The sequence below is a fragment of the Sphingomonas sp. UV9 genome, from assembly GCF_004101245.1.
GTDB lineage: Bacteria > Pseudomonadota > Alphaproteobacteria > Sphingomonadales > Sphingomonadaceae > Sphingomonas.
On record NZ_SCIN01000003.1, the window covers coordinates 689,715 to 711,590 of the forward strand.

The 21,876-nt window shown below is 66.4% G+C and carries 24 protein-coding genes; 21 read left to right on the top strand and 3 right to left on the bottom strand.

Annotated elements, in window-relative coordinates; translation table 11 throughout:
• Nucleotides 1-12: 12 nt before the first annotated feature.
• Nucleotides 13-471: a TM2 domain-containing protein gene (locus EQZ23_RS15440; RefSeq protein ID WP_128455294.1), complete on the top strand. Its 459-nt coding sequence runs from the start codon at nucleotides 13-15 to the stop codon at nucleotides 469-471.
• 218 nt (nucleotides 472-689) lie between these two features.
• Here EQZ23_RS15440 and EQZ23_RS15445 read toward each other — a convergent pair whose 3' ends face one another.
• Nucleotides 690-953 (bottom strand): hypothetical protein, encoded by a 264-nt coding sequence (locus EQZ23_RS15445; RefSeq protein ID WP_128455295.1) that lies wholly within the window; start codon nucleotides 951-953, stop codon nucleotides 690-692.
• A gap of 440 nt (nucleotides 954-1,393) precedes the next feature.
• The gene (purB, locus tag EQZ23_RS15450; protein ID WP_128455296.1) at nucleotides 1,394-2,692 is read right to left on the bottom strand and encodes an adenylosuccinate lyase; all 1,299 of its coding nucleotides are present in this window, start codon (nucleotides 2,690-2,692) and stop codon (nucleotides 1,394-1,396) included.
• A gap of 219 nt (nucleotides 2,693-2,911) precedes the next feature.
• Between purB and EQZ23_RS15455 the strand changes: the two genes are divergently transcribed.
• Entirely contained in the window at nucleotides 2,912-3,373 is a 462-nt protein-coding gene (locus EQZ23_RS15455; protein WP_128455297.1) for an EF-hand domain-containing protein, read from the top strand.
• 112 nt (nucleotides 3,374-3,485) lie between these two features.
• Here EQZ23_RS15455 and radC read toward each other — a convergent pair whose 3' ends face one another.
• Entirely contained in the window at nucleotides 3,486-4,190 is a 705-nt protein-coding gene (gene radC, locus EQZ23_RS15460) for a DNA repair protein RadC (RefSeq protein ID WP_128455298.1), read from the bottom strand.
• An 86-nt stretch (nucleotides 4,191-4,276) separates the two neighbouring features.
• Between radC and EQZ23_RS15465 the strand changes: the two genes are divergently transcribed.
• From EQZ23_RS15465 to EQZ23_RS15555, 19 genes are all read left to right on the top strand, one after another.
• Nucleotides 4,277-7,441, top strand: coding sequence for a YdbH domain-containing protein (locus EQZ23_RS15465; RefSeq protein WP_240663606.1), 3,165 nt, complete (start codon nucleotides 4,277-4,279; stop codon nucleotides 7,439-7,441).
• 47 nt (nucleotides 7,442-7,488) lie between these two features.
• Nucleotides 7,489-7,665: a YnbE family lipoprotein gene (locus tag EQZ23_RS15470; protein WP_128455299.1), complete on the top strand. Its 177-nt coding sequence runs from the start codon at nucleotides 7,489-7,491 to the stop codon at nucleotides 7,663-7,665.
• A 1-nt stretch (nucleotide 7,666) separates the two neighbouring features.
• The gene (locus EQZ23_RS15475) at nucleotides 7,667-8,044 is read left to right on the top strand and encodes a YdbL family protein (RefSeq protein WP_128455300.1); all 378 of its coding nucleotides are present in this window, start codon (nucleotides 7,667-7,669) and stop codon (nucleotides 8,042-8,044) included.
• Nucleotides 8,045-8,314: 270 nt separating this feature from the next.
• Complete coding sequence (locus tag EQZ23_RS15480; RefSeq protein WP_128455301.1) at nucleotides 8,315-8,635, top strand: AtpZ/AtpI family protein; 321 nt, start codon at nucleotides 8,315-8,317, stop codon at nucleotides 8,633-8,635.
• A gap of 70 nt (nucleotides 8,636-8,705) precedes the next feature.
• Nucleotides 8,706-9,464, top strand: a complete 759-nt coding sequence (locus tag EQZ23_RS15485; RefSeq protein WP_107962158.1) for a F0F1 ATP synthase subunit A — start codon at nucleotides 8,706-8,708, stop codon at nucleotides 9,462-9,464.
• A 38-nt stretch (nucleotides 9,465-9,502) separates the two neighbouring features.
• Nucleotides 9,503-9,730, top strand: coding sequence for a F0F1 ATP synthase subunit C (locus tag EQZ23_RS15490; protein WP_055873230.1), 228 nt, complete (start codon nucleotides 9,503-9,505; stop codon nucleotides 9,728-9,730).
• A gap of 57 nt (nucleotides 9,731-9,787) precedes the next feature.
• Entirely contained in the window at nucleotides 9,788-10,282 is a 495-nt protein-coding gene (locus EQZ23_RS15495; RefSeq protein ID WP_128455302.1) for an ATPase, read from the top strand.
• Nucleotides 10,275-10,892: a hypothetical protein gene (locus EQZ23_RS15500; RefSeq protein ID WP_240663607.1), complete on the top strand. Its 618-nt coding sequence runs from the start codon at nucleotides 10,275-10,277 to the stop codon at nucleotides 10,890-10,892. The genes EQZ23_RS15495 and EQZ23_RS15500 overlap by 8 nt, the downstream gene beginning before the upstream one ends.
• 203 nt (nucleotides 10,893-11,095) lie before the next feature.
• Entirely contained in the window at nucleotides 11,096-11,416 is a 321-nt protein-coding gene (locus EQZ23_RS15505) for an SMR family transporter (protein ID WP_128455304.1), read from the top strand.
• A gap of 325 nt (nucleotides 11,417-11,741) precedes the next feature.
• Complete coding sequence (gene uvrC, locus EQZ23_RS15510) at nucleotides 11,742-13,667, top strand: excinuclease ABC subunit UvrC (protein WP_128455305.1); 1,926 nt, start codon at nucleotides 11,742-11,744, stop codon at nucleotides 13,665-13,667.
• A gap of 87 nt (nucleotides 13,668-13,754) precedes the next feature.
• Nucleotides 13,755-14,732 carry a polysaccharide deacetylase gene (locus EQZ23_RS15515; RefSeq protein ID WP_128455306.1) on the top strand — a complete coding sequence of 326 codons (978 nt, stop codon included), beginning with the start codon at nucleotides 13,755-13,757 and terminating at the stop codon, nucleotides 14,730-14,732.
• Complete coding sequence (locus tag EQZ23_RS15520) at nucleotides 14,732-15,646, top strand: GNAT family N-acetyltransferase (protein ID WP_128455307.1); 915 nt, start codon at nucleotides 14,732-14,734, stop codon at nucleotides 15,644-15,646. The genes EQZ23_RS15515 and EQZ23_RS15520 overlap by 1 nt, the downstream gene beginning before the upstream one ends.
• A 118-nt stretch (nucleotides 15,647-15,764) precedes the next feature.
• Nucleotides 15,765-16,496 (top strand): DNA repair protein RecO, encoded by a 732-nt coding sequence (gene recO, locus EQZ23_RS15525; RefSeq protein WP_128455308.1) that lies wholly within the window; start codon nucleotides 15,765-15,767, stop codon nucleotides 16,494-16,496.
• A 40-nt stretch (nucleotides 16,497-16,536) separates the two neighbouring features.
• On the top strand, nucleotides 16,537-17,583 hold the full coding sequence (gene leuB, locus EQZ23_RS15530) for a 3-isopropylmalate dehydrogenase (protein ID WP_128455309.1): 1,047 nt from the start codon (nucleotides 16,537-16,539) through the stop codon (nucleotides 17,581-17,583).
• Nucleotides 17,584-17,590: 7 nt separating this feature from the next.
• On the top strand, nucleotides 17,591-18,688 hold the full coding sequence (locus EQZ23_RS15535) for a glycosyltransferase family 2 protein (protein ID WP_128455626.1): 1,098 nt from the start codon (nucleotides 17,591-17,593) through the stop codon (nucleotides 18,686-18,688).
• Between the two features lie 219 nt (nucleotides 18,689-18,907).
• Nucleotides 18,908-20,113, top strand: a complete 1,206-nt coding sequence (locus tag EQZ23_RS15540; protein ID WP_128455310.1) for an aminotransferase class I/II-fold pyridoxal phosphate-dependent enzyme — start codon at nucleotides 18,908-18,910, stop codon at nucleotides 20,111-20,113.
• Complete coding sequence (gene apaG, locus EQZ23_RS15545; protein WP_128455311.1) at nucleotides 20,110-20,508, top strand: Co2+/Mg2+ efflux protein ApaG; 399 nt, start codon at nucleotides 20,110-20,112, stop codon at nucleotides 20,506-20,508. Before EQZ23_RS15540 ends, apaG begins: the two co-directional genes overlap by 4 nt.
• Before the next feature lie 10 nt (nucleotides 20,509-20,518).
• The gene (locus tag EQZ23_RS15550) at nucleotides 20,519-21,301 is read left to right on the top strand and encodes a LysR family transcriptional regulator (RefSeq protein WP_128455312.1); all 783 of its coding nucleotides are present in this window, start codon (nucleotides 20,519-20,521) and stop codon (nucleotides 21,299-21,301) included.
• Between the two features lie 41 nt (nucleotides 21,302-21,342).
• Complete coding sequence (locus EQZ23_RS15555; RefSeq protein WP_240663608.1) at nucleotides 21,343-21,870, top strand: GNAT family N-acetyltransferase; 528 nt, start codon at nucleotides 21,343-21,345, stop codon at nucleotides 21,868-21,870.
• Nucleotides 21,871-21,876: the final 6 nt, after the last annotated feature.

The window sequence follows — 21,876 nt, forward strand, 5'->3', positions numbered from 1 at the left end:
TCGAGGAATGACATGCGCGGACAGGTTTTAGGCGTCGACCCACGCACCGGCGAAGGGATCGTCGCAGGGCAAGACGGACAACGCTATCGGTTCGCGCCGGAGGACTGGGCGCATCGCGGCGAACCGGCGATCGGCATTGAAGTCGATTTCGAAGCAGCCAACGATCGTGCATTGAGCGTATTCCCGATGCCGACCGCGCCGGGCCCGCGTCGCGCGGTCCCGCCTGCCCCCGTCGCCGCGCCGGCCAACGACCGCAACAAATACGTCGCCGCGGTCATGGCGTTCGTGATCGGCACGCTCGGCATCCACCGTTTCTATCTCGGCCGTACCGGCTCCGGCATCGTCATGCTGGTGCTCAGCATCACCGTGATCGGCCTGATCATCAGCGCACCGTGGGCGCTGATCGACATGATTCGCTATCTGATGATGTCGGACGAGGAATTCGCGGCACGCTATCCGCGGACGCGCTAGCGGGTTGGTTAGCCCGCGATCGGTTCAATGCGACTAACCTCGTCGACTCATCGGTCCTCCCCCGCAAGGGGGAAGTGGCTGGCTCTCGTCAGACGGAGGGGGAGGTTGGAAATAACCTCTGCTCGGTGCCCTCCCCCTCTGTTACCTTCGGCGAAACCTCTCCCTTGCGAGGGAGGATCACAAACCGACCGGTGGCTTGCCTACAGTTCGGACCGCACTCACTTGGTACGAATGAGCACGCCGCGTGCGTTCCACTCGGAGCGGGTCTCGCAGATCGTCTCGGGCAGCGTCTTGTCCGCCTTGCGACCGAGAATGGTGCGCGGCATGCAGACGCGGCTGGTATCGTCCTTGAAGACGCTGGCAGGCAGGGTGACGGAGATCGGCTTGTCGCCGGTTGCGAAGGCGGGTGCGGCGGCGCCACCGACTGCGCCGAGGCTCGCCACCAGCAGAGCGGCAGGGCGGAACGAGAGAGACTGGAACATTGAATGCCTTTCACAGAGCATGACACCAAACTGTGCCATGCCCGTGTCACTGCATTAATGATGCCAGACACCTAACATGTTCATCCAGCATGATTTAGTTTTATCATGCCGACAAATGATAGGGCAGGGAAACCAATTTTCAGGAAAAACCACCAGATATCGGTAGGTCCTGAGGTACTCCGACGGCCTAGCCGCGCCCCCAATGAAGGGGGCGGGCGGGCCGATGGATCAGAAGGCGGTGATGACCACCCCGACCACCAGCGCTTGAGCCGCGATCGCCAGCATGGTGCTGGTCACGGTTTCGAACATGCGCATGGGTAGGTCTCCGATACCGGAAAAATATCCGGCAAGGGCGATATGGCTATAGTTGCGCCCTGTCGCAATTTTGTAACATACAATCGCAATTGCGTTGCGTGCACTTGCCTAGTGTTCCGGTGGGATTAGGCCGCGCCGAACACCCGTGCGAAGATCGTGTCGACATGCTTCAGATGATAGCCGAGGTCGAACTTGTCCTCGAGCTCTGCATCGCTGAGCGTCACGTCCGGATCTGCCTTAAGCAGTTCGAGCAGCGACAGCGCACCGTCCGAATCCCACACCTTCATCGCGTTGCGCTGGACGAGGCGATACGCGTCCTCGCGGCTCACGCCGGCCTGCGTCAGTGCGAGCAGCACGCGCTGCGAATGGACGAGCCCGCCCATCTTGTTGAGGTTCTTCAACATCCGCTCGGGGTACACGACCAGCTTGTCCATCACGCCGGTCAGCCGCGCGAGCGCGAAGTCGAGCGTGATCGTCGCGTCCGGCCCGATATAGCGCTCGACCGACGAGTGCGAGATGTCGCGCTCATGCCACAGCGCGACATTCTCCATCGCGGGCGTGACATAGCCGCGCACCATCCGCGCGAGGCCGGTGAGGTTCTCGGTCAGCACCGGGTTCCGCTTGTGCGGCATGGCCGACGAGCCCTTCTGGCCGGGCGAGAAGAATTCCTCCGCTTCGAGCACTTCGGTCCGCTGCAAATGGCGCACTTCGGTCGCGAGCCGCTCGATCGAGCTGGCGATCACGCCGAGCGTCGCGAAGAACATCGCGTGGCGGTCGCGTGGGATGACCTGAGTCGAGACGGGTTCGACCGACAGGCCGAGCTTGCCCGCGACATACTCTTCGACGAACGGATCGATGTTGGCGAACGTGCCGACCGCGCCCGAGATCGCACAGGTCGCGACGTCCTCGCGCGCCGCCACCAGCCGCGCCCGGTTGCGTGCGAACTCGGCATGCGCCTGCGCCAGCTTCAGCCCGAACGTCACCGGCTCCGCATGGATGCCGTGGCTGCGGCCGATCGTCGGCGTCATCTTGTGTTCGCGCGCACGGCGTTCAAGCACGACCAGCAGCGCGTCGAGATCGGCGATCAGGATGTCGCTCGCCTTGGCCAGCTGCACCGCGAGGCACGTGTCGAGCACGTCGGACGAGGTCATGCCCTGGTGCATGAAGCGGGCTTCGGGACCGACATGCTCGGCGACGTTGGTCAGGAAGGCGATGACGTCGTGCTTGGTCTCGCGCTCGATCTCGTCGATCCGGTCGACCTCGAACGCACCCTTTTCCCAGATCGCGGCGGCGGCTTCCTTCGGCACTACGCCCAGTTCGGCGAGCGCGTCGGTGGCGTGCGCCTCGATCTCGAACCAGATTTGAAAACGCGCTTCGGGCGTCCAGATCGCGACCATGTCGGGGCGGGAATAGCGGGGGACCATGGGTTTCCTCGGGGCTGGTGAATGGCACGGCTCGTCGCGCGCTCCCCTCGGGAGACGCCTGCGGAGCGCCTAGCAGGCCATCGACGGGGGTACAAACTGCAATGCGTTCGGCCTATATCCGCCTTCGACGGTTGGTGTGCTGCAGTATTCGCCTAGTATCCTCGTGGCTGCTGCGGCGATCGTCCAGTAACGATTTCGATTAGCCGATGGAGAATGGCAATGCTCAAATATGCTCTGCTCGCAGGCGCGATGACGATTGCTGCGCCAGCGCTCGCGCAATCCACGATGACATCGCCGCAGACTGCGCCGGGGGCTACACCGGGCGCAACCGATCCTTCGATGTCGCCCACCCAAACCGCGCCGGGCCAGACGCCACCAGCTCAGTCTGCGCCAAGCCAGACCGCACAGACCGCACAGGCGACGCAGCCTGCGAGCAGCGATCAGGTCGCGCAGGTCGTCGACACCGAATTCCCGACCTATGACAAGAATGGCGACGGCAAGCTCAGCACGAGCGAATTCAGCGCATGGATGGTAGCCCTGAAGACCAAGACCGACCCGAGCACCAAGCCGGATGCGCCCGAGACGAAGAAATGGGTCGCCGCGGCCTTCGCGCAGGCCGATACCGACAAGAGCAAGTCGCTGACCAAGCCGGAACTGACCAGCTTCCTGTCGCAGGGCTGATCCACCGCGATCTCGTGGAATGGGCAAGAGGCCGTCGGGATACCCCGGCGGCCTTTTTCGCGTCGCGAGCGCAGGGATCGTGCCGGTCTGCAGCAAGACGAACCGACGCGTCCTAGATCAAGCCTTGCGCGCGCAAGCTGACATGGCCGCCGGTGCCCATCACGATATGGTCGTGCACGGTGATACCCAGCCGTTTGCCGGCCTCGGCGATGGTCCGCGTGATCTCGATGTCCGCGCGGCTGGGGGAGGGGTCTCCGCTCGGGTGGTTGTGGACGAGGATGATCGAGGCCGATCCGAGGTCGATCGCGCGGCGGATGACCTCGCGGACATAGACCGCGGCCTGGTCGATCGAGCCCTTGCTCATCACCTCGTCGCGGATCAGCATGTTCTTCGTATTGAGGTGCAGCACGCGAAACCGCTCGATCGCGTGGTGTGCCATGTCGGCGCGGAGATAATCGAGCAACGCCTGCCAATTGGCGAGAACCGGTCGTTCGCTGACGTGGGACTGAAGCAGACGAATCGCGGCCGCATGCGCGATCTTGATCGCCGCGGTCGAGATTTCGCCCATGCCCTTCACCCGGCCGAGCGCCTCGGCATCCGCGGTGAGCACCCCGCCGATCCCACCGAATTCGCGCATCAGCGCCTTGGCGAGCGCCTTGGTATCCCCGCGGGGAATGGCGATCGCGAGCAGGTATTCGACCAGTTCGTGATCGAGCAACGCGTCGCTGCCGCCTTCGAACAGGCGTTTGCGCAGCCGGCCGCGATGGCCTTTCAGATCGTTCCCCAAGACTGTGGCGTCGTCGTCTGCATCGGCCATATCGTGAGGCTAGCACATCCGCGCGCAATTGCATGACGCCCCCGCTCCCGCCTATGCAAGGCCCCGACGAGCGGCGGAGTGAGTGAGTGAGCGAGACGAGCGAGACGGGGGCCGACCCCGGACCCCAACCTCGCCGTCCGCGCGTCCGGCGCGTAATTCTCGTCATCGCGCTGGTTTTGCTGGCTGCGCTGATCGCGTTGTGGCTGGTCCGCAAACCGATCGCCGAGGGCTTTATCGATCGCGAACTCGCGAAAGCCGGCGTGCCTGCGCGGTACGAGATCGCGGACCTGGCGCTGGGCGGCCAGCGGCTCACCAACGTCGTGCTGGGCGATCCCGCGCATCCCGACCTGGTGGCGGACTGGGTCGAGACACGGACCGGGGTCGGGCTGTCGGGGCCGTATCTGGAGGGCGTGCGCGCGGGGAAAGTTCGGCTGCGTGGCCGGCTGATCGACGGCAAGGTTTCGCTCGGCGCGATCGACAAACTGCTCCCGGCATCGACGGGCAAGCCGTTCTCGCTGCCTGCGCTCGAGGTGGCGATCGCCGATGGGCGGATGCGGCTGGAGACGCCGCAGGGTGTCGTCGGGCTGAAGCTCGCCGGATCGGGCAAGCTTGATGACGGTTTTCGCGGTACATTGGCGGCGATCAGCGAGCGGCTCGACGTTGCTGGCTGCGCGATCGACCGGATGGCGGCGACGGTGAAACTGCGGATCGACGCGGCGAAACCGACGATCACCGGGCCGATTCGCATATCGCGACTCGCCTGCGGAGCGACGCGGATCGATCACCTCGTCGCGGATATGGACGTCGGGCTCTCGGCGGCGCTCGACCGCTGGCAGGGCAAGGCGACGCTGAAGACCGGCGCGGCCCGTACGCCGGGTATCGCGCTGGCGGGGGCAGGGGGCACGCTCGACTTTACCGGCACCGCAGCGGCGACCAGCGGCAAGGCGGATATCGCCGCCGATACCGTGCGGACTGCGGAAGGCCGGGCACGGCGTGTTTCGATTGCGGGCGCATACCGGATCGGCAAGCAGATCGCATTCGACGGACGCGTGCGGGCGAGCGGTGCGGCCGTGACGCAGGCGCGGCGTGCGGGCGTGGGCGGCCTTGCCAGCGCGGCGGCGGGAACGCCGGTGGCACCGCTCGCGGTCGCCATGACGCAGGCCATCGTGCGCGCCGGGCGCGGTTTCGCAGCCGATGGCGACGTGTCGGTGCGGATCGACGGCGGACGCGGCAGGGCGGTGCTGTCCCGCCTCGCGCTCGCCTCGGCCAGCGGTGCGCGCGTGGCGCTCGGCGGCGGAAGGGGCGTTGCGTTCGGTTGGCCGAATGGCGGCGTGCGGCTCGACACAAACCTGGCGCTGCAAGGCGGCGGCCTGCCCGAGGCGCGCGTGTCGCTCGCGCAGGCGAAGCCCGGCGCGGCGGTCCGCGGCGTGGCGCGAATCGCCCCTTATGCGGCGGGCGGCGCCCGGCTGGCGCTGACCCCGGTGACGTTCAGCGCGACGCCCGGCGGCGCCACCTCGATTGCCACGCAGGCGACGCTAGACGGGCCGATCGCGAACGGCCGTGTGGACGGCCTGTCGATGCCGGTGGCGGCTTTGTGGAATGGTCGTGGTCGGTTGGTCGTCAACACCGGCTGCGCCCCGCTTGCCGTCCAGCGCCTCGCGATATCCGGACTGGTACTCGATCCGTCGCGACTGACCTTGTGCCCCGTCGGCGGCGCACTGGTCCAGGTCGATGGCGCGCGGGTCGGCGGTGGCGCGAAGATCGCCGCGGCGATGCTCAAGGGGCGGCTGGGCACCACCCCGATCACGCTCGCGACCTCTGGCGCGACCGTCCGACTGGCAGATCGCGGCTTTGCGATCGACGGCGTGCAGACGCGAATCGGCGCGCCCGAGCGGGTCACGCGACTCGATTTCGGCACCATTACGGGCCGCATGACGGGGCAGGGCGTCGCCGGCGCGTTTACCGGAGGCTCGGGCCAGATCGCCAACGTGCCGCTGCTGCTCGGCGCGGCTGCGGGGGAGTGGACGCTCGTCGGCGGTGCGCTGAACCTCACCGGCACGATGGGCGTTTCCGATGCCGCGCCGACGCCGCGGTTCAAGCCGCTCGCCGCGCGTACCGTGACGCTCGCGCTCGTGAACGGCACGATCACCGCCGCGGGCACGCTGTTCGAGCCGACCACCAGCACCAAGGTCGCCGACGTCACGCTAAATCACGCGCTCGGGACGGGGGCGGGCAAGGCTGACCTGAACGTGCCCGCGATCGCGTTCGCCAAGGACAGACTGCAACCCGACGCACTGACCCCGCTGACCTTCGGCGTGATCGCCGACGTCAATGGCTCGGTCAGCGGCGAGGGGCATATCGCCTGGAACGCGGCCGGCGTGACGAGCACCGGCGTGTTCCGCACCGCCGGCACCGATCTCGCCGCGGCGTTCGGCCCGGTGACCGGGATCGCCACCGAGATCCGCTTCACCGACCTGCTCAATCTCCAGAGCGCGCCGGGGCAGGTGGCGACGATCCGCACGCTGAACCCCGGCATCCCGGTCACCGACGGCACGGTCCGCTACCAGACGCTGCCGGGCGCGCGCGTGCAGGTCGAGGGCGGCTCCTGGCCGTTCGCCGGCGGATCGCTGACGCTCGATCCGACCCTGCTCGATTTCTCCGCGCCGAAGGAGCGGCGGATGACGTTCCACATCGCCAACATGGCGGCCGACCAGTTCCTCCAGCAGTTCGATTTCAAGAATCTCGACGCGACCGGGATCTTCGACGGAGTCCTGCCGATGATCTTCGACCAGAGCGGCGGCCGGATCGAGGGCGGCGATCTGCGCGTGCGGCCGGGTGGAGGGACGCTCGCCTATGTCGGCGATCTCAGCCAGAAGGATCTCGGTATCTGGGCGAACATCGCGTTCCAAGCGCTGAAGTCGCTGCGCTATCAGTCGTTGCGGGTCGGCATGAACGGGCCGCTCGCCGGCGAGATGGTCACCGACGTGCGCTTCGCCGGGATCAGCCAGGGCGAGGGGGCAAAGGCGAACTTCATCGTCCGCCGCCTCCAGAAACTGCCGTTCGTGTTCAATATCCGGATCAAGGCGCCGTTCCGCGGGCTGCTCGATACCGCGCAGAGCTTCTACGACCCGAAGCGGCTGATCGAGCGCAACCTGCCCGCGCTGATCCAACAGCAGTCGGCGCCTCTCCCGCCTTCATCACCGCCCAAACCTTCCCTCATTCAGCCCCTGGAAAGCAGTATCGTGCCATGACCGAAACAGGATTGAAGAAGCTGGAGCAAAGGCCGATCTTGCAGGTGATGAGGACGATCGCTTTTCTGGTCACGACCGCCGCCGCCCTGCCGGGCTGCATCAGCGTGTCGGCGCCCGACAAGCCGATCGAGATCAACCTCAACATCAACGTCACGCAGGAAGTGGTCTATCGTCTCGATGGCGAGGCGAAATCGTTGATCCAGCAGAATCCGGGGATATTTTGATATGAAGAAGGTCATTGCCATGATTGCCGCAGCCGCGGTTCTCGGCGGCCTTTCGGTGGCGGCGTCGGCGCAGCGCGATCCGGCCTATGCCGCGGCGCGCGCGGGCGGAGAGATCGGCGAGCAGCCCGACGGGTATCTCGGCCTTGTCGGTGCGGCGAGCGGAGACCTGCGCGCGCTGGTCAACAACATCAATATCCAGCGCAAGTCGGCGTACACGCAAAAGGCGCAGGCGAGTGGCGCGACGGTCGAGCAGCTGGCGTTCACCAGCGGCTGCAACCTGATCGCGGCGACGAACCCGGGCGAAAAATACAAGACGCCGAACGGGGTCTGGAAGACCCGCACCGCCAGCGCGCCCGAGCGCGATTCGCGCTGCGTTTGAATTCGGGCAATCCTCCCCCGCAAGGGGGAGGTGGCAGGCGCAGCATGACGGCGGGGGAGGAAAGGAGAACAGCGGTTCCGTGTCCTCCCCCTCCGACGCCTCTGGCGCCACCTCCCCCTGGCGGGGGAGGATCGCCCGGTGCCCACATCATGACACGCAATTCACACCGGTTGACTTGCACCCCCCCCTTTTCTAAACGGACCGCGCCTTGGCGGGATCGCTCGTCGCTGCGTATTTCTCCCCGGTGTCGTATCTGGAGGAGGGACTTGCGTGGCGGAGATCGAACCCGGACAGGACCCCCAGGGTGTTGACGATCCGCGACTTTCCGCGCTCGATGAGCGATTGAGAGAGGTCAAGGCTCGGGAAGCGCTGGCAAAGGGGCAGAAGGGGGCGGATGCCGAGCGGGGATACTCGCAAGGCAATCGCGTCATTTCCGCTCTGATCGGGAGTCTCGTCGGCAGTGCGCTGATCGGCTGGTTGATTGACCACTGGTTCGGTACTGGCCCTTGGGGGCTGATCGTGTTGCTGTTCCTCGGGATAGCGGTCGCGTTCAGGCAGATCATTCGAATTTCAGGCGAACGCCCGGAGTAACCGGGCGTTTGTCGTATCAAGACGGCAGGGATTCCACGTGGCGGCAGAACAGGGCGGCAAGATCGATCCGATGCACCAGTTCCTGATCGAGCCGGCGTTCGGCTCGCACTGGATCGTAGGGGGCTATGACCTGTCGTTCACCAACTCCGCATTGTGGATGGTGGTGACGCTGGTCGCATTGTGGGCGTTCATGATCGGCGGGATGAAGCGCGAGCTCGTCCCCGGTCGATGGCAGATGGCGGTCGAAGGCTTCACCGGCTTCATCTCGGGCATGCTCGAGCAGAATGTCGGCCCCGGCGGCAAGCGTTTCGTGCCTTATGTCTTCTCGCTGTTCATGTTCATCCTGTTCGCGAACATCATCGGCCTGCTGCCGTTCGGCATCGTCCCCGGCGTTCACCCGTTCACCGTGACCAGCCACATGACCGTCACCGGCGTGCTGGCGCTGATCAGCTTCGCGATCGTGCTGCTCGTCGGTTTCGGCAAGCACGGCTTCCACTTCTTCTCGCTGTTCGTGCCGAGCGGCACGCCCGTGCTGATGATCCCGCTGATCTTCGTGGTCGAGCTGATGTCGTTCCTGGTGCGTCCGTTCTCGCTCGGTCTGCGACTGTTCGTAGCGATGACCGCAGGGCACATCCTGCTCAAGGTTCTCGCCGCGTTCGTGATCAACGGCCTGAACCTGGGCGGGATGTATATCGGGCTGGTGAGCGCGCCGAGCATGCTGCTGATGATTGGCATCACGCTGCTCGAGCTGCTGGTCGCCGCGATCCAGGCCTATGTCTTCGCGTTGCTGACGTCGGTCTATCTGAACGACGCCGTCAATCTTCACTAAGTTTTCCATTACCTAACTGATTTCAAAGGGAATTTATCATGGACGCACAAGCAGCAAAGATGATCGGTGCCGGCCTCGCAGCGATCGGCATGGGCCTCGCCGCACTCGGCGTGGGCAACGTGTTCGCCCAGTTCCTCGCCGGCGCTCTCCGTAACCCGGGCGCAGCCGACAGCCAGCAGGGCCGTCTGTTCATCGGTTTCGCAGCAGCCGAGCTTCTCGGCCTGCTCGCCTTCGTCACCATGATCATCCTGGTGTTCGTCGCCTAACCACTCGGTGATTTGGCCGGGCAACCGCGCCCGGCCGGATTAACGCAGGACAGACCAATGCCACAGATTGCCCAGATAGCCGCTACCTACGCCTCGCAGATCTTCTGGCTGCTCCTTACCTTCGGCATCCTGTATTTCGGGATCGGCAAGGGAATGGTGCCAAAGATCGTGTCCAATGTGGACTCGCGCGAAGGCAAGATCGCGGGCGATCTGGCGGCGGCGGTCGCTGCCCGTGCGCAGGCCGATACGGTCCAGGCGAACTGGCAGGCTGAAATGGACGCGGCGCGTGTCGCGGCGCAGGCCGAGACGGCTGCCGCTGCGAAGCGTGCCGCCGCGGCGTTCGAGCAGCAGGTCCATGCGGCCGACGTCGAACTCGCCGAGCGTCTGGGCCATAACGACCTGGCGGTAGCGAACGCGAAGGCCGAGGCGCTCTCGAACCTTCAGGGTGTCGCCGCCGAAGCAGCACAGCAATTGGCCGCCAAGGTCGCCGGCCTCCAGGTCAGCCTGGATGCGGCGAGCGATGCGGTACGCAGGACCACGGCTCATGGCTAATCCCGATTCCGCCGCAAAGGTGATCCACGAGGAGGGCATGGCGCCCGAGGGTGCGATCGACAACCAGGGTATCCAGGGTCACACGACCGCCCCCGGTGGCGTCGAGCACGTCGCCGATCCGACCGCGCTCGGCCTGACCTCGACCGGCTGGGTCGCGGTGGCGATGATCGTCGTGATCCTGCTGATGATCTGGAAGAAGGTTCCAGGGATGATCGGCAAGATGCTCGATACGCGCATTGCCGGCATCCGCACGCAGCTCGACGAAGCCAAGGCGCTCCGTGCCGAAGCCGAGGCGATCCGCACCGAATACGAGGCCAAGGCCAAGACCGCGCATGTCGAGGCCGAAGCCATGAAGGCGCATGCGCATCACGAGGCTTCAGCGATCATCGCCAAGGCAAAGGCCGGTGCCGAGGATCTGATGGCTCGTCGCGTTAAGATGGCTGAGGACAAGATCGCGGCCGCCGAACGTGCCGCGATCGCCGAAGTCCGCGCACGGGCTGCCGATGCTGCGGCGAAGGCTGCCGGCATCCTCATCGCCGAGCACCACGACGCCGCCGCCGACCGCGCAATGGTCGACCGCTCGATCGCGGGACTGGGCCGCCTGAACTAAGTGGAGGCAGCGCGACTGGCGCTGCCGTTCCCCCGCGAAGGCGGGGGGCCAGAATCTCATAGGACAGCGCCTGCAACCCTGGACCCCCGCCTCCGCGGGGGAACGGTAGTTCGCCTGGCGCTTTTTCCGTTTCTCAAAGACGGCCGTCTCTTCCCGGGTTTCCGGCGGCCGAGTCTCCAATCTGAGCCCGTTGGAGAACACTCATGTCCTGGCTCATCCTCGCAGTCGCCGTCGTCACCGAAATCTGCTGGGCGCTCAGCCTGAAATGGGCGGCCACGATCGCCACGTGGCAGGCGTCGAGCGTCCCGATCGTGCTCAGCTTCGTCAACATGGGCCTGCTCGCGCTGGCGATGCGCGGCCTTCCCGCGGGTACCGCCTATGCGATCTGGACCGGCGCGGGCGCGATCGGCGTCATCATCGGCGGCGTACTCCTGTTCGGCGACAAGGTCAGCGGCGTGCAGGCCGGCTTCATGGCGTTGACCGTAGTCGGCATCGTCGGCACCAAGGTGTTCGCACAAACCTGATCCTCTCGCTTGGCCCGCAGGGCATGAAGAGGGCTGATTCACGCGAAGGCGCAAAGGCGCGAAGAGAAGGTGGGTTCACGCGGAGACGCGGAGACGCGGAGGTGTTGCGTCTCGGGTTGATGTACAGAGCAGCCACGAGTGGATGTGAGCCTTCGGCAGTTTAGGGCGAGCGCTGCCGCGATAATCTTCTCTTCGCGGCTCCACGCCTCCGCGTGAACCGAACTCCTTCTCTTCGCGCCTTTGCGCCTTCGCGTGAAAATCACTTGTACCCGAGACACAGACGATCGCTGGCATAAGCCCCTCGCACACCCTAGATTCCTCGGCGATGTCCTCCCCCAATTCCCCCGATCGTTTCAACGAAGACAAATCCACCTTTGCCGTCCGCGGTGGCGGGGAGGCGCCCGATCTGGCGGCGGGGGTGGCGGCGATCCGGAACGTGCTCGACACGCTGCCGATCCGCCCCGGCGTCTACCGGATGCAGGATGCGCGCGGCGACGTGCTCTATGTTGGCAAGGCGCGCGCGCTCAGGAACCGAGTCGCCAATTACTGCCAGGTCGAGCGGCTGACGAAACGCCTCCAGCGGATGGTGTCGCAGACCCGGTCGATGACGATCGTCACGACCAACAACGAGGCCGAGGCGCTGCTGCTCGAATCGCAGCTCATCAAGCGCTACCGCCCCGCGTACAACGTGCTGCTGCGCGACGATAAGAGCTTCCCGTTCATCCTGCTGCGCGACGATCACGACTTTCCACGCGTCCAGAAACACCGCGGCGCGCGGCGTGCGAAGGGCAATTACTACGGGCCGTTCGCCAGCGCCGGGTCGGTCAACAACACGCTCAACGCGCTCCAGAAGCTGTTCCTGTTGCGATCCTGCACCGACAGTTTCTTCAAGACGCGCGACCGGCCGTGCCTGCTCTACCAGATCAAGCGCTGCTCCGCGCCGTGTGTCGGCCGAATCGAGGAGGGGGCGTACAAGGAGCTGGTCGACGACGCGAAGAGCTTCCTCGCGGGCAAGTCGACCGGCGTGCAGGCCAAGCTTGGCGCGCAGATGCAGGCGGCCGCCGAGAATATGGACTTCGAACTCGCCGCACTGCTGCGCGACCGCCTCCGCGCGCTCACCTTCATCCAGGGCACGCAAGCGATCAACGCCGAGGGCGTCGGTGATGCCGACATCTTTGCGATGGCGTGCAAGGACGGCCTCATCGGCATCCAGGCATTCTTCATCCGCGGCGGCCAGAATTGGGGCCATCGCAGCTTCTTCCCGCAGCATACCAACGACGTCCCCGAGGACGAGGTGCTCACCAGCTTCCTCGGCCAGTTCTACGAAGACGTGCCGCCGCCAAAGCAGATCCTGCTCGACCGCGACCTTCCCGAGGGCGCGCTGCTCGTCGAGGCGCTCGGCGAGCGCGCCGGGTACAAGGTCGCGCTCCAGGTGCCGCAGCGCGGTGACCGCCGTCGCCTGATGGATCAGGCAAAGCGCAACGCGATCGAGGCGATCGAACGCCGCCAGGCCGAGTCGACGACGCAGGCCAAGCTGTTGCGCGAGGTCGCCGACCTGTTCGATCTCGCCGAGCCGCCGCAGCGCATCGAGATCTACGACAACAGCCATATCCAGGGCACCGCCGCGACCGGCGCGATGGTCGTCGCGGGACCCGAGGGCTTCCGCAAGGGCCAGTATCGAAAGTTCAACATCAAGAACAAGGAGACGGTCCCCGGCGACGATTTCGGCATGATGCGCGAGGTGTTCATGCGGCGCTTCTCGCGGGCGCAGGCCGAGGACCCCGATCGCGATTCGGGCGAATGGCCCGACCTGGTGCTGATCGACGGCGGCAAGGGACAGTTGAACACGGTCAAGGCCGCACTCGAGGAGATCGGCGTCGAGGACGTGTGCCTCGTCGGAATCGCCAAGGGCCCGCAACATGGCCGCGACGGGCGCGAGGTGTTCCACATGCTCGACGGCCGCGAATTCCAGCTGCCGGTCAACGCGCCGGTGCTGTTCTACCTCCAGCGCCTGCGCGACGAGGTCCACCGCTTCGCGATCGGCGTCCACCGCGACAAGCGCAGCAAGGCGATCGGCGCCAGCCCGCTTGACGAAGTGCCCGGCATCGGCCCGGCGCGCAAGAAAGCGCTGCTGATGCACTTCGGCACCGGCCGTGCGGTCCGCAATGCGAGTTTGCAGGACCTGCAACAGGCGCCGGGCGTTTCGGCCGGGGTCGCGCAGCAGGTCTACGATTTCTACCATTCGCGCTGACCGGCCAGCTGTTGGCGACACCCAGATGGCGCGCTATCGTGAGAGAACGAAACCCTATCTTCATTATCCTCGGATAGAGCTGGCGCAGTGACCACGCCCGTCTTCCTGACCATCGACACCGAGTTCGCATGGCGGCACCATGTCGCCGGGCTGGATTGCGATGCGATCTACGCGCGGTCGCTCGAGCCGGCCGGCGTCGGGCTCGCCTACCAATTGGCCGAACTCGCACGGCATGATCTGAAGGCGTGCTTCTTCGTCGATCCGATGCCAGCCATCACCTTCGGCCTTGCCCCCATTCGTCGCATGATCGAGACGATTCTCGACGCGGGACAGGAGGTTCAACTTCACCTCCACCCCCATTGGACGACCGCCAAGGCCGGCGACCGCGGCGCCGCGCACGAGCGGTTCTCGCTGTTCGACTATAGTCTCGCCGAGCAGACCGACCTGCTCATGCGCGCCACCGAATTGCTGGTCGAGGCGGGAGCACCGCATCCCATCGCCTTCCGGGCCGGCAGCTATGCGGCCAATGACGACACGTTGACTGCGCTCGCGACGCTCGGGTTCAGCTACGACAGCAGCCATAATGGCTCGGAGGCGCCGGGAACGAGCCGTATCTCGTTGCCCGCGCAGCAGATTTCCCCTGTGCGGCGCGCACAGGACAAGGGCCTGATCGAAGTGCCCGTCACCGTGATCGAGGATCGGCGGGACAAGATCCGGACCTTCCAGCTCTGCGCGCTGTCGACTGGCGAGACCTATGACGCGCTGGAGCATGCGGCGGTATCCGGCCATGCGGTGGTGACGATCGTCAGCCACGGTTTCGAACTGGCGAACCGGAGCGGCACGCGACCCAACGCGGTCCATGTGCGGCGTTTCACGGCGTTGTGCGGGATGCTGTCGGAGATGCGCGACGTGTTGCCGACGCATCATTTCGCGGATCGGGCGCCGCTCGCGGTCGATCGCGCGGACACGCCGCTCGCGCCCGATCAGCTGCGGACCCGCTGGCGGCAGGCCGAACAGCTCTGGTCGAACTGGGTCGAGGAACGGCCGCGATCGCGCGGGCTGTAATGGTGGAAATTGCGGCTCGGCGATTGCCGCTGAAGTTCCAGATCGGTGCCCGGACCCTGGCGACCATTACCCGGCAATTGGTGCGCGTGCCGTTTTCGCTCGATGCCGTGCTCGCGGCGACCGCACCGATCCTGCCGCGGCTGCCCGACGACGCCGATGGATATCTGGTGACGTCGTTGCCCGAACCGATGCTTGCCGGTCTCGATGATCACGGCCTGCTCGCCTTCGTCCGGCAGCGCTACAGGCGGTATCATGCCGATCTGTCGGCGGGGGAGGCTGCGTGGTTGGCAGGCTTGTCGGGCAGCGCGCGGTCGGGGATCAAGCGCAAGGCCAGGAAGCTCGCGGTCGCAAATGGCGGTGCGCTCGATATCCGGCGTTATCACGAGGCGGCGGCGTTCGCGGAGTTTCATCCGCTTGCCCGCGCGGTGTCGGCGACGACCTATCAGGAGAAGCTGCTCGGATCGGGACTGCCGGACGATGCGGCCTCGGTGCGCTATCTCGAATCGCTCGCCGCGCAGGACGGGTTGCGTGCCTGGCTGTTGTTTTTCGCGGGGGTTCCGGTCGCATATCTGTGCTGCACGGCTGATGGAGAGTCGCTGTGCTACACCTATGTGGGGCATGATCCGGCGCATAGCGAGCTGTCGCCGGGCGCTGTCTTGCAGGTCGAGGCGATGCGCGAGCTGTTCGCGGAGGGGCGGTTTGTGCGGTTCGACTTCACCGAGGGGGAAGGGCAGCACAAGCGGCAATTCTCCACCGGCGGGACGGCGTGCGTCGATGTGCTGTTGCTGCGGAGGACGCCGGGCAATCGCGCGACGGTAGCGGCGCTGCGGACCTTCGATGCAACGGTAACCGCGGCAAAGCGCGTCGCCGCGCATCCCGCACTCACGAGGCTGGCGAAGAAGATCCGGCGCTAGGATTTGATCAAGATTCTATCGTCGTACGGCACCCCCCGTCATCCTGACTTCCGTCAGGATGACGGGCAAGCGGAACAAGAGGTCTCCCACGCACCACAAGAGAGGCTAAGAACACCTTATGCATCTCCGCGCAGCCGCCATCGTCGTCGCCGTCCGCCAGCACGGCGAGCATGGCGCGATCGTGCGTGCGCTCACCCGGAACGATGGTGTCCAGCCCGGTTATGTCCGCGGCGGCCGGTCGCGGGCGATGCGGCCGGTGTTGCTCCAGGCGAACGTCATCCAGGGCGAATGGCGCGCGCGGACCGGCGAACAGCTTGCCTCGCTGACGGCCGAGCTGGTCCACAGCCGTGCGCAGATGCACGGCGAGCCGCTTGCCGCCGGCGCGCTCGAATGGAGCACCGCGCTGACCGCCGCCGCGCTGCCCGAGGCGCAGCCCTATCCGCAGATCCACGACGCGCTGGAGGGGGTGCTCAGCGCGATCGAGGTGGCGCCCTCTGCGCGCGGCTGGGCGGCGGCGTTGGTGCGGTACGAATTGCTGCTGCTCGCGGAACTCGGCTTCGGTCTCGATCTCGATCGCTGCGTCGCCAGCGGATCGATCGACGACCTAGATTTCGTTTCCCCCAAGAGTGGCGCAGCCGTCTCGCGGGGGGCGGCGTTCGGGTACGAGGCCAAATTGTTGCGGTTGCCGCGCTTCCTCAAGGCCGGGGGCGAGGCGGACTGGCCCGAGATCTTTGACGGGCTGCGATTGACCGGCCATTTCCTCGCGCGCGACATCCTCGTCGACCGGCGCGCCGACCCGTTGGCGGCGCGCGACCGGCTGGTCGATCGGCTCAAAAGGGCGGTTGCGTGAGCGTGCCTCGCCCGGCAAGGGCCGCGCAGGAGGAACGCACATGCCCTTGATCGCGATACTGGCCGGCGACGGCATCGGACCCGAAGTCACCGCGGAAGCGCGCCGGGTGCTCGATACGCTCGGCCTCGACCTGACCTATGAGGAGGGCCTCGTCGGCGGCGCCGCGTACAAGGCCGCGGGGCATCCGCTGCCGCCCGAGACGCTCGACCTCGCGCGGCGTGCCGACGCCATCCTGTTCGGTGCGGTCGGCGATCCCGACTGCGACGCGCTCGAACGCCAGTTCCGCCCCGAGCAAGCCATTCTCGGCCTGCGCAAGGACCTCGGCCTGTTCGCGAACCTGCGGCCTGCCAAGCTGTTCGCCGGGCTCGAGGACGCCTCCGCGCTGCGTCCCGAGATCGCCCGCTCGATCGACATGGTCATCGTCCGCGAACTGACCGGCGACGTGTATTTCGGCGTGAAGGGCATCCGCACCACCGCCGACGGCCTGCGCGAAGGCCATGACGAGATGCGCTACGACGAGACCGAGATCGCGCGCATCGCCCGCGTCGGCTTCGAGACCGCGCGTACCCGCAAGGGCAAGCTGTTGTCGGTCGATAAGGCCAATGTGCTCGAGACCTCGCAGCTCTGGCGCGACGTCGTGATCGAGGTTGCGGCCGACTATCCCGATGTCGCACTCAGCCACATGTATGTCGACAACGCCGCGATGCAGATGGTCCGCAACCCGGGCCAGTTCGACGTGATCGTCACGGGCAATCTGTTCGGCGATATTCTGTCCGACGAGGCGTCGATGTGCGCGGGCTCGATCGGCATGCTCCCGTCCGCGGCGCTCAACGACTCGAGCAAGGGCATGTACGAACCGATCCACGGCAGCGCGCCCGACATCGCCGGGCAGGGCAAGGCCAATCCGTGCGCGGCGATCCTGTCCGCGGCGATGATGCTGCGGCATTCGCTCGGGCTGCCCGACGCCGCCGACCGGATCGAGGCCGCGGTCGCCGCGGCGATTCTCGGCGGTGCGCGCACGCCCGATCTCGGCGGCACGCTGTCGACGTCGGCGATGGGCGACGCCGTTCTCGCCGAACTCGGTTGACCCCGTGATCGCCGACCTTCTCGAACTTGCGATCGTCATTCCGACGTTCAACGAGAAGGCCAACGTGCCCACGTTGATCGCCAAGCTCGACCAGGCGCTGGCCGGGCGCAACTGGGAGGCGATCTTCGTCGACGACGACAGTCCCGACGGCACCGCCGACGCCGCGCGCGAGATCGCCCGGCTCGACAAGCGCGTGCGCGTGATCCAGCGGATCGGCCGGCGTGGGCTGTCGTCGGCGTGCATCGAGGGGATGTGCGCGACCGCGGCGCCGGTCGTCGCGGTGATCGACGGCGATCTCCAGCACGACGAGACGCTGCTGCCGGCGATGCTCGACTTGCTGAAGACGGACGAGACCGACGTGGTGATCGGCTCGCGCTTCGTCGCTGGCGGCGGCACCGGGGAATGGGACAGCGACCGCGTCGCCAAATCCGCGCTCGCCACCAGGATGTCGCGCCGCGTGTTGAAGTGCGATCTCAACGATCCGATGAGTGGCTTCTTCATGATCCGCACCGATATCGTCCGCAGCCTCGCGCCGTCGCTGTCGGCGATCGGCTTCAAGATTCTGCTCGATCTGCTGACGGCCTCGCCGACGCCGCTGCGCTTCGTCGAGGTCCCCTACACCTTCCGCTGTCGCACCGAAGGCGAGAGCAAGCTCGATCACGTCGTCGCGATGGAATATCTGATCGCGATCTACGACCGGATGTTCGGGCGTATCGTGCCGGTACGGTTCGCGATGTTCTCCGCGATCGGGGTGTTGGGCGTCGGGATCCACATGGCGGTGCTGAGTGCGCTGTTCGTCGGGTTCGGGGCGAATTTCGTCGTGGGCGAGATCGTCGCGACGCTCGCCGCGCTGACGCTCAATTTCTTCCTCAACAACGCGCTCACGTATCGCGACCGCCGCTTGAAGGGGTGGCGGCAGATGCTCGACGGCTGGGTGTCGTTCGCGCTCATCTGTTCGGTCGGCGCGATCGCGAACGTCGGCGTCGCGGCGTTCCTCCACGATTTCCGCAACGGCGCCTGGGCGATGTCGGCGCTGGTCGGCGTGCTGGTCGGCGCGGTCTGGAACTACGCGCTGTCGTCAAAGTTCACCTGGGGGCGGTACTAGGCGAGCTCTAAAATCCTCCCCCGCAAGGGGGAGGTGGCACCGAAGGTGACGGAGGGGGAGGACACGGAACAGACGTTTCCCTTACCGCCCCCTCCGTCTGGCAAAGGTGCCAGCCACCTCCCCCTGGCGGGGGAGGATTGAGGTGTTGCGGTGCATCTCCGCCGCCCGACGAGACCGCAAGGCTTGTCATCGCGGCTCCCCCCCGGCAAAGCGACGGGCATGAAGCGCAAGACCGGCCAGGATCGTTCGATCACCCAGAATTGGCGTCCCGCGACGCGCGCCATCCGCGGCGGCACCGCCCGCAGCGAATATGGCGAGACGTCGGAGGCGTTGTTCCTCACCTCGGGCTATTGCTACGACAAGGCGGGCGACGCCGCGGCGCGCTTTGCCGGCGAGCAGCAGGGGATGACCTATTCCCGCCTGCAGAACCCGACCGTGCAGATGCTCGAGGAGCGGATCGCGCTGCTGGAGGGTGCCGAGGCGTGCCGGACGATGGCGACGGGCATGGCGGCGATGACTGCGGCGTTGCTGTGCCAGCTCCAGACCGGCGATCACCTCGTCGGCGGGCGCGCGGCGTTCGGATCGTGCCGATGGCTGACCGATACGTTGCTGCCGAAGTTCGGGATCGCCACGACGATCGTCGATGCGCGCGATCCGCAGGCGTTCCTCGACGCGATCCGCCCCGAGACGAAGGTGTTCTTCTTCGAGACGCCCGCCAACCCGACGATGGACATCGCCGACCTGACCGCGATCTGCGCCATCGCGCGCGAGCACGGCATCACGACGGTGGTCGACAATGCGTTCGCGACACCGGCACTTCAGCGGCCGATGGAGTTCGGCGCCGACGTCACCGCGTACAGCGCGACCAAGATGATGGACGGGCAGGGCCGCGTACTCGCCGGCGCGGTCTGCGGGACCGAGGACTTCATCACCAACACGCTGCTGCCCTTCACGCGCAACACCGGGCCGACGCTGTCGCCGTTCAATGCCTGGGTCGTGCTCAAGGGCTTGGAGACGCTCGATCTGCGGATCCACCGCCAGTCCGAGAACGCGATGAAGGTCGGCCAGTTTCTGGAAGGCCGCGTACCGCGCGTGCTCCACCCCTTCCTGCCGAGCCACCCGCAACACGAACTCGCGATGCGCCAGATGGACGCCTGCGGCCCGATCTTCGCGTTCGAGGTCGAGGGGCGCGAACAGGCGCATGCGTTGCTCGACGGGCTCGAACTGGTCGATATCTCGAACAACATCGGCGACTCGCGCTCGCTGATGACGCATCCGGCCTCGACCACGCATGCGAGCGTCTCGCCCGACAAGCAGGCCGAGATGGGCGTGACCGAAGGCCTGTTGCGGATCAACGTCGGGCTCGAAGACGCGCAGGACGTGATCGACGATCTCGACCAGGCCCTGAGCAAGGCGGGTCTATGAAGGCGCTGTTCCCCAACGCGGCGACGACCGATGGGGTGACGGTGCGCGTGTCGGTAAGCTATCTGCCCGAACAGTCCGAGCCCGAACGCGGCCGCTGGTTCTGGGCGTATCACATCCGCCTCGAGAACGAGGGCGACGAAAGCGTCCAGCTGCTGACCCGCCATTGGGTGATCACCGACGGCCGGGGCGCGCGGCATTCGGTCGAGGGTGAGGGCGTGGTCGGCGAACAGCCCGTGATCGAGCCGGGCGCGAGCTTCGACTATGTTTCGGGCTGCCCGCTCGCGACGCCATCGGGGGCGATGCAGGGGAGCTACCAGATGGTCCGCGAGGACGGCGCGGTGTTTGCGGTAGAAATCCCGCGTTTCGCGCTGTTCGCGCCTGCGGTGCTTAATTGAGGAGGCCGCGATGAAGCGCACGCATCTCCCGTTGAACGGCCTGCGCGTACTCGACGCGGCGGCGCGGCATCTGTCGTTCACGCGCGCTGCGGACGAGCTCGCGGTCACCCCGGCCGCGGTCGGGCAGCAGATCCGCGCGCTGGAGGATACGCTCGGCGTCGTCCTGTTCCGCCGCACCACCCGCGGGCTTGAATTGACGCCGGAGGCCGAGGCGGGGTTGGGGGCGCTGCGTGGCGGTTTCCTCCAGTTCGAGGAGGCCGTGCGCGCGATGCAGGCCGGGCAGTCGTCTAAGTCGCTGACGATCGCCGCGCCCCGCGACCTGACCGAAAAGTGGCTGATGCCTCGGCTTGCGCAGATCGCCGAGGCCGATCCCGAACTCCGCTTCGTGCTCATTACCGCCGACGAGAATGTCGACTTCACCGAGGCCAATCTCGATCTCGCGATCCGCTGGGGCGAAGGTCCGGGCGAGCATGAGGGCGAGGCGCTCGAATCCGAAGGCATGGTGACGATCGCCAAGCCCGGCACGGATAGCGAGTCGGTGATCGCCTGGTCGGGAGAAGACGGCATCGCGCTGGTCCGTGTCACCGATGCCGGGCTCGCGATCGACGCAGCGGCGGCGGGGCTCGGACGTGCGACCGTACCGGAACTGCTGGCGCGGCGCGATCTTGCACAGTCTCGCGTCCAGGTCATCGGCGAGTCTCAGCCGTCGAAGGGGGGCTATTGGCTCGTCGCCCCTCTCCCGCAGTGGCGCCAGAAGAAAGTCCGGGCGCTCGTGGACGCGCTGACCGCGTGAGACGGCCGAGACGTAGGCCACGGCGCGCCGGTGTATCGCCGGTGCTGCAGACGCAGCGGCTGCGGTTGCGCCCGCTCGTCGAAGGCGATGCGACGGCGTTGCACCCGATGCTCGCCGATGCCGAGTTGATGACCTATTCGGCCGACGGCCCGCTCAGCAGCGTCGACGACGTCCGCACCTACCTTGCCGAGGAAGCCGCGCCGGGTAACCAGCGGACCTGGGCGATCACACGGACCGGCGACGATCGCGCGATCGGCTGGGTTTCGGGCAGCGAGGCGGACGGGGCAGGGGTAACGGAGATCGGCTTCATCCTCGCGCGGGAAGCGTGGGGGCGGGGGATCGCGCGCGAGGCCGTGTCGGCGGTGATCGACCGGCTGTTCGCGGAAGGACGTAGCCGCGTCTTCGCGGATGCCGATACCGAGAATGCCGCGTCGATCCTGCTGCTGGAGCGGCTGGGGTTTCGCCGCGAACGTCTGTTGCGCGACGAGTGGGAGACGCATCTGGGCCTGCGCGACAGCCTGATCTACGGACTCTGCGCCGATAGCTGGCAGGCGGCTGGCCGGGCTTAGCCCCAA

Excerpts from the sequence above, each read along its gene's own strand:
- EQZ23_RS15475 (WP_128455300.1), top strand. The coding sequence starts at position 7,667 with ATGAAGAAGGTCATTGCCATGATTGCCGCAGCCGCGGTTCTCGGCGGC.
- radC (WP_128455298.1), bottom strand. The coding sequence starts at position 4,190 with ATGGCCGATGCAGACGACGACGCCACAGTCTTGGGGAACGATCTGAAA.
- EQZ23_RS15520 (WP_128455307.1), top strand. The coding sequence starts at position 14,732 with ATGGTGGAAATTGCGGCTCGGCGATTGCCGCTGAAGTTCCAGATCGGT.
- apaG (WP_128455311.1), top strand. The coding sequence starts at position 20,110 with ATGAAGGCGCTGTTCCCCAACGCGGCGACGACCGATGGGGTGACGGTG.
- EQZ23_RS15540 (WP_128455310.1), top strand. The coding sequence starts at position 18,908 with ATGAAGCGCAAGACCGGCCAGGATCGTTCGATCACCCAGAATTGGCGT.
- EQZ23_RS15505 (WP_128455304.1), top strand. The coding sequence starts at position 11,096 with ATGTCCTGGCTCATCCTCGCAGTCGCCGTCGTCACCGAAATCTGCTGG.
- recO (WP_128455308.1), top strand. The coding sequence starts at position 15,765 with ATGCATCTCCGCGCAGCCGCCATCGTCGTCGCCGTCCGCCAGCACGGC.
- EQZ23_RS15495 (WP_128455302.1), top strand. The coding sequence starts at position 9,788 with ATGCCACAGATTGCCCAGATAGCCGCTACCTACGCCTCGCAGATCTTC.
- EQZ23_RS15485 (WP_107962158.1), top strand. The coding sequence starts at position 8,706 with ATGCACCAGTTCCTGATCGAGCCGGCGTTCGGCTCGCACTGGATCGTA.
- purB (WP_128455296.1), bottom strand. The coding sequence starts at position 2,692 with ATGGTCCCCCGCTATTCCCGCCCCGACATGGTCGCGATCTGGACGCCC.
- EQZ23_RS15445 (WP_128455295.1), bottom strand. The coding sequence starts at position 953 with ATGTTCCAGTCTCTCTCGTTCCGCCCTGCCGCTCTGCTGGTGGCGAGC.
- leuB (WP_128455309.1), top strand. The coding sequence starts at position 16,537 with ATGCCCTTGATCGCGATACTGGCCGGCGACGGCATCGGACCCGAAGTC.
- EQZ23_RS15440 (WP_128455294.1), top strand. The coding sequence starts at position 13 with ATGCGCGGACAGGTTTTAGGCGTCGACCCACGCACCGGCGAAGGGATC.
- EQZ23_RS15470 (WP_128455299.1), top strand. The coding sequence starts at position 7,489 with ATGAGGACGATCGCTTTTCTGGTCACGACCGCCGCCGCCCTGCCGGGC.
- uvrC (WP_128455305.1), top strand. The coding sequence starts at position 11,742 with ATGTCCTCCCCCAATTCCCCCGATCGTTTCAACGAAGACAAATCCACC.
- EQZ23_RS15490 (WP_055873230.1), top strand. The coding sequence starts at position 9,503 with ATGGACGCACAAGCAGCAAAGATGATCGGTGCCGGCCTCGCAGCGATC.
- EQZ23_RS15455 (WP_128455297.1), top strand. The coding sequence starts at position 2,912 with ATGCTCAAATATGCTCTGCTCGCAGGCGCGATGACGATTGCTGCGCCA.
- EQZ23_RS15550 (WP_128455312.1), top strand. The coding sequence starts at position 20,519 with ATGAAGCGCACGCATCTCCCGTTGAACGGCCTGCGCGTACTCGACGCG.
- EQZ23_RS15500 (WP_240663607.1), top strand. The coding sequence starts at position 10,275 with ATGGCTAATCCCGATTCCGCCGCAAAGGTGATCCACGAGGAGGGCATG.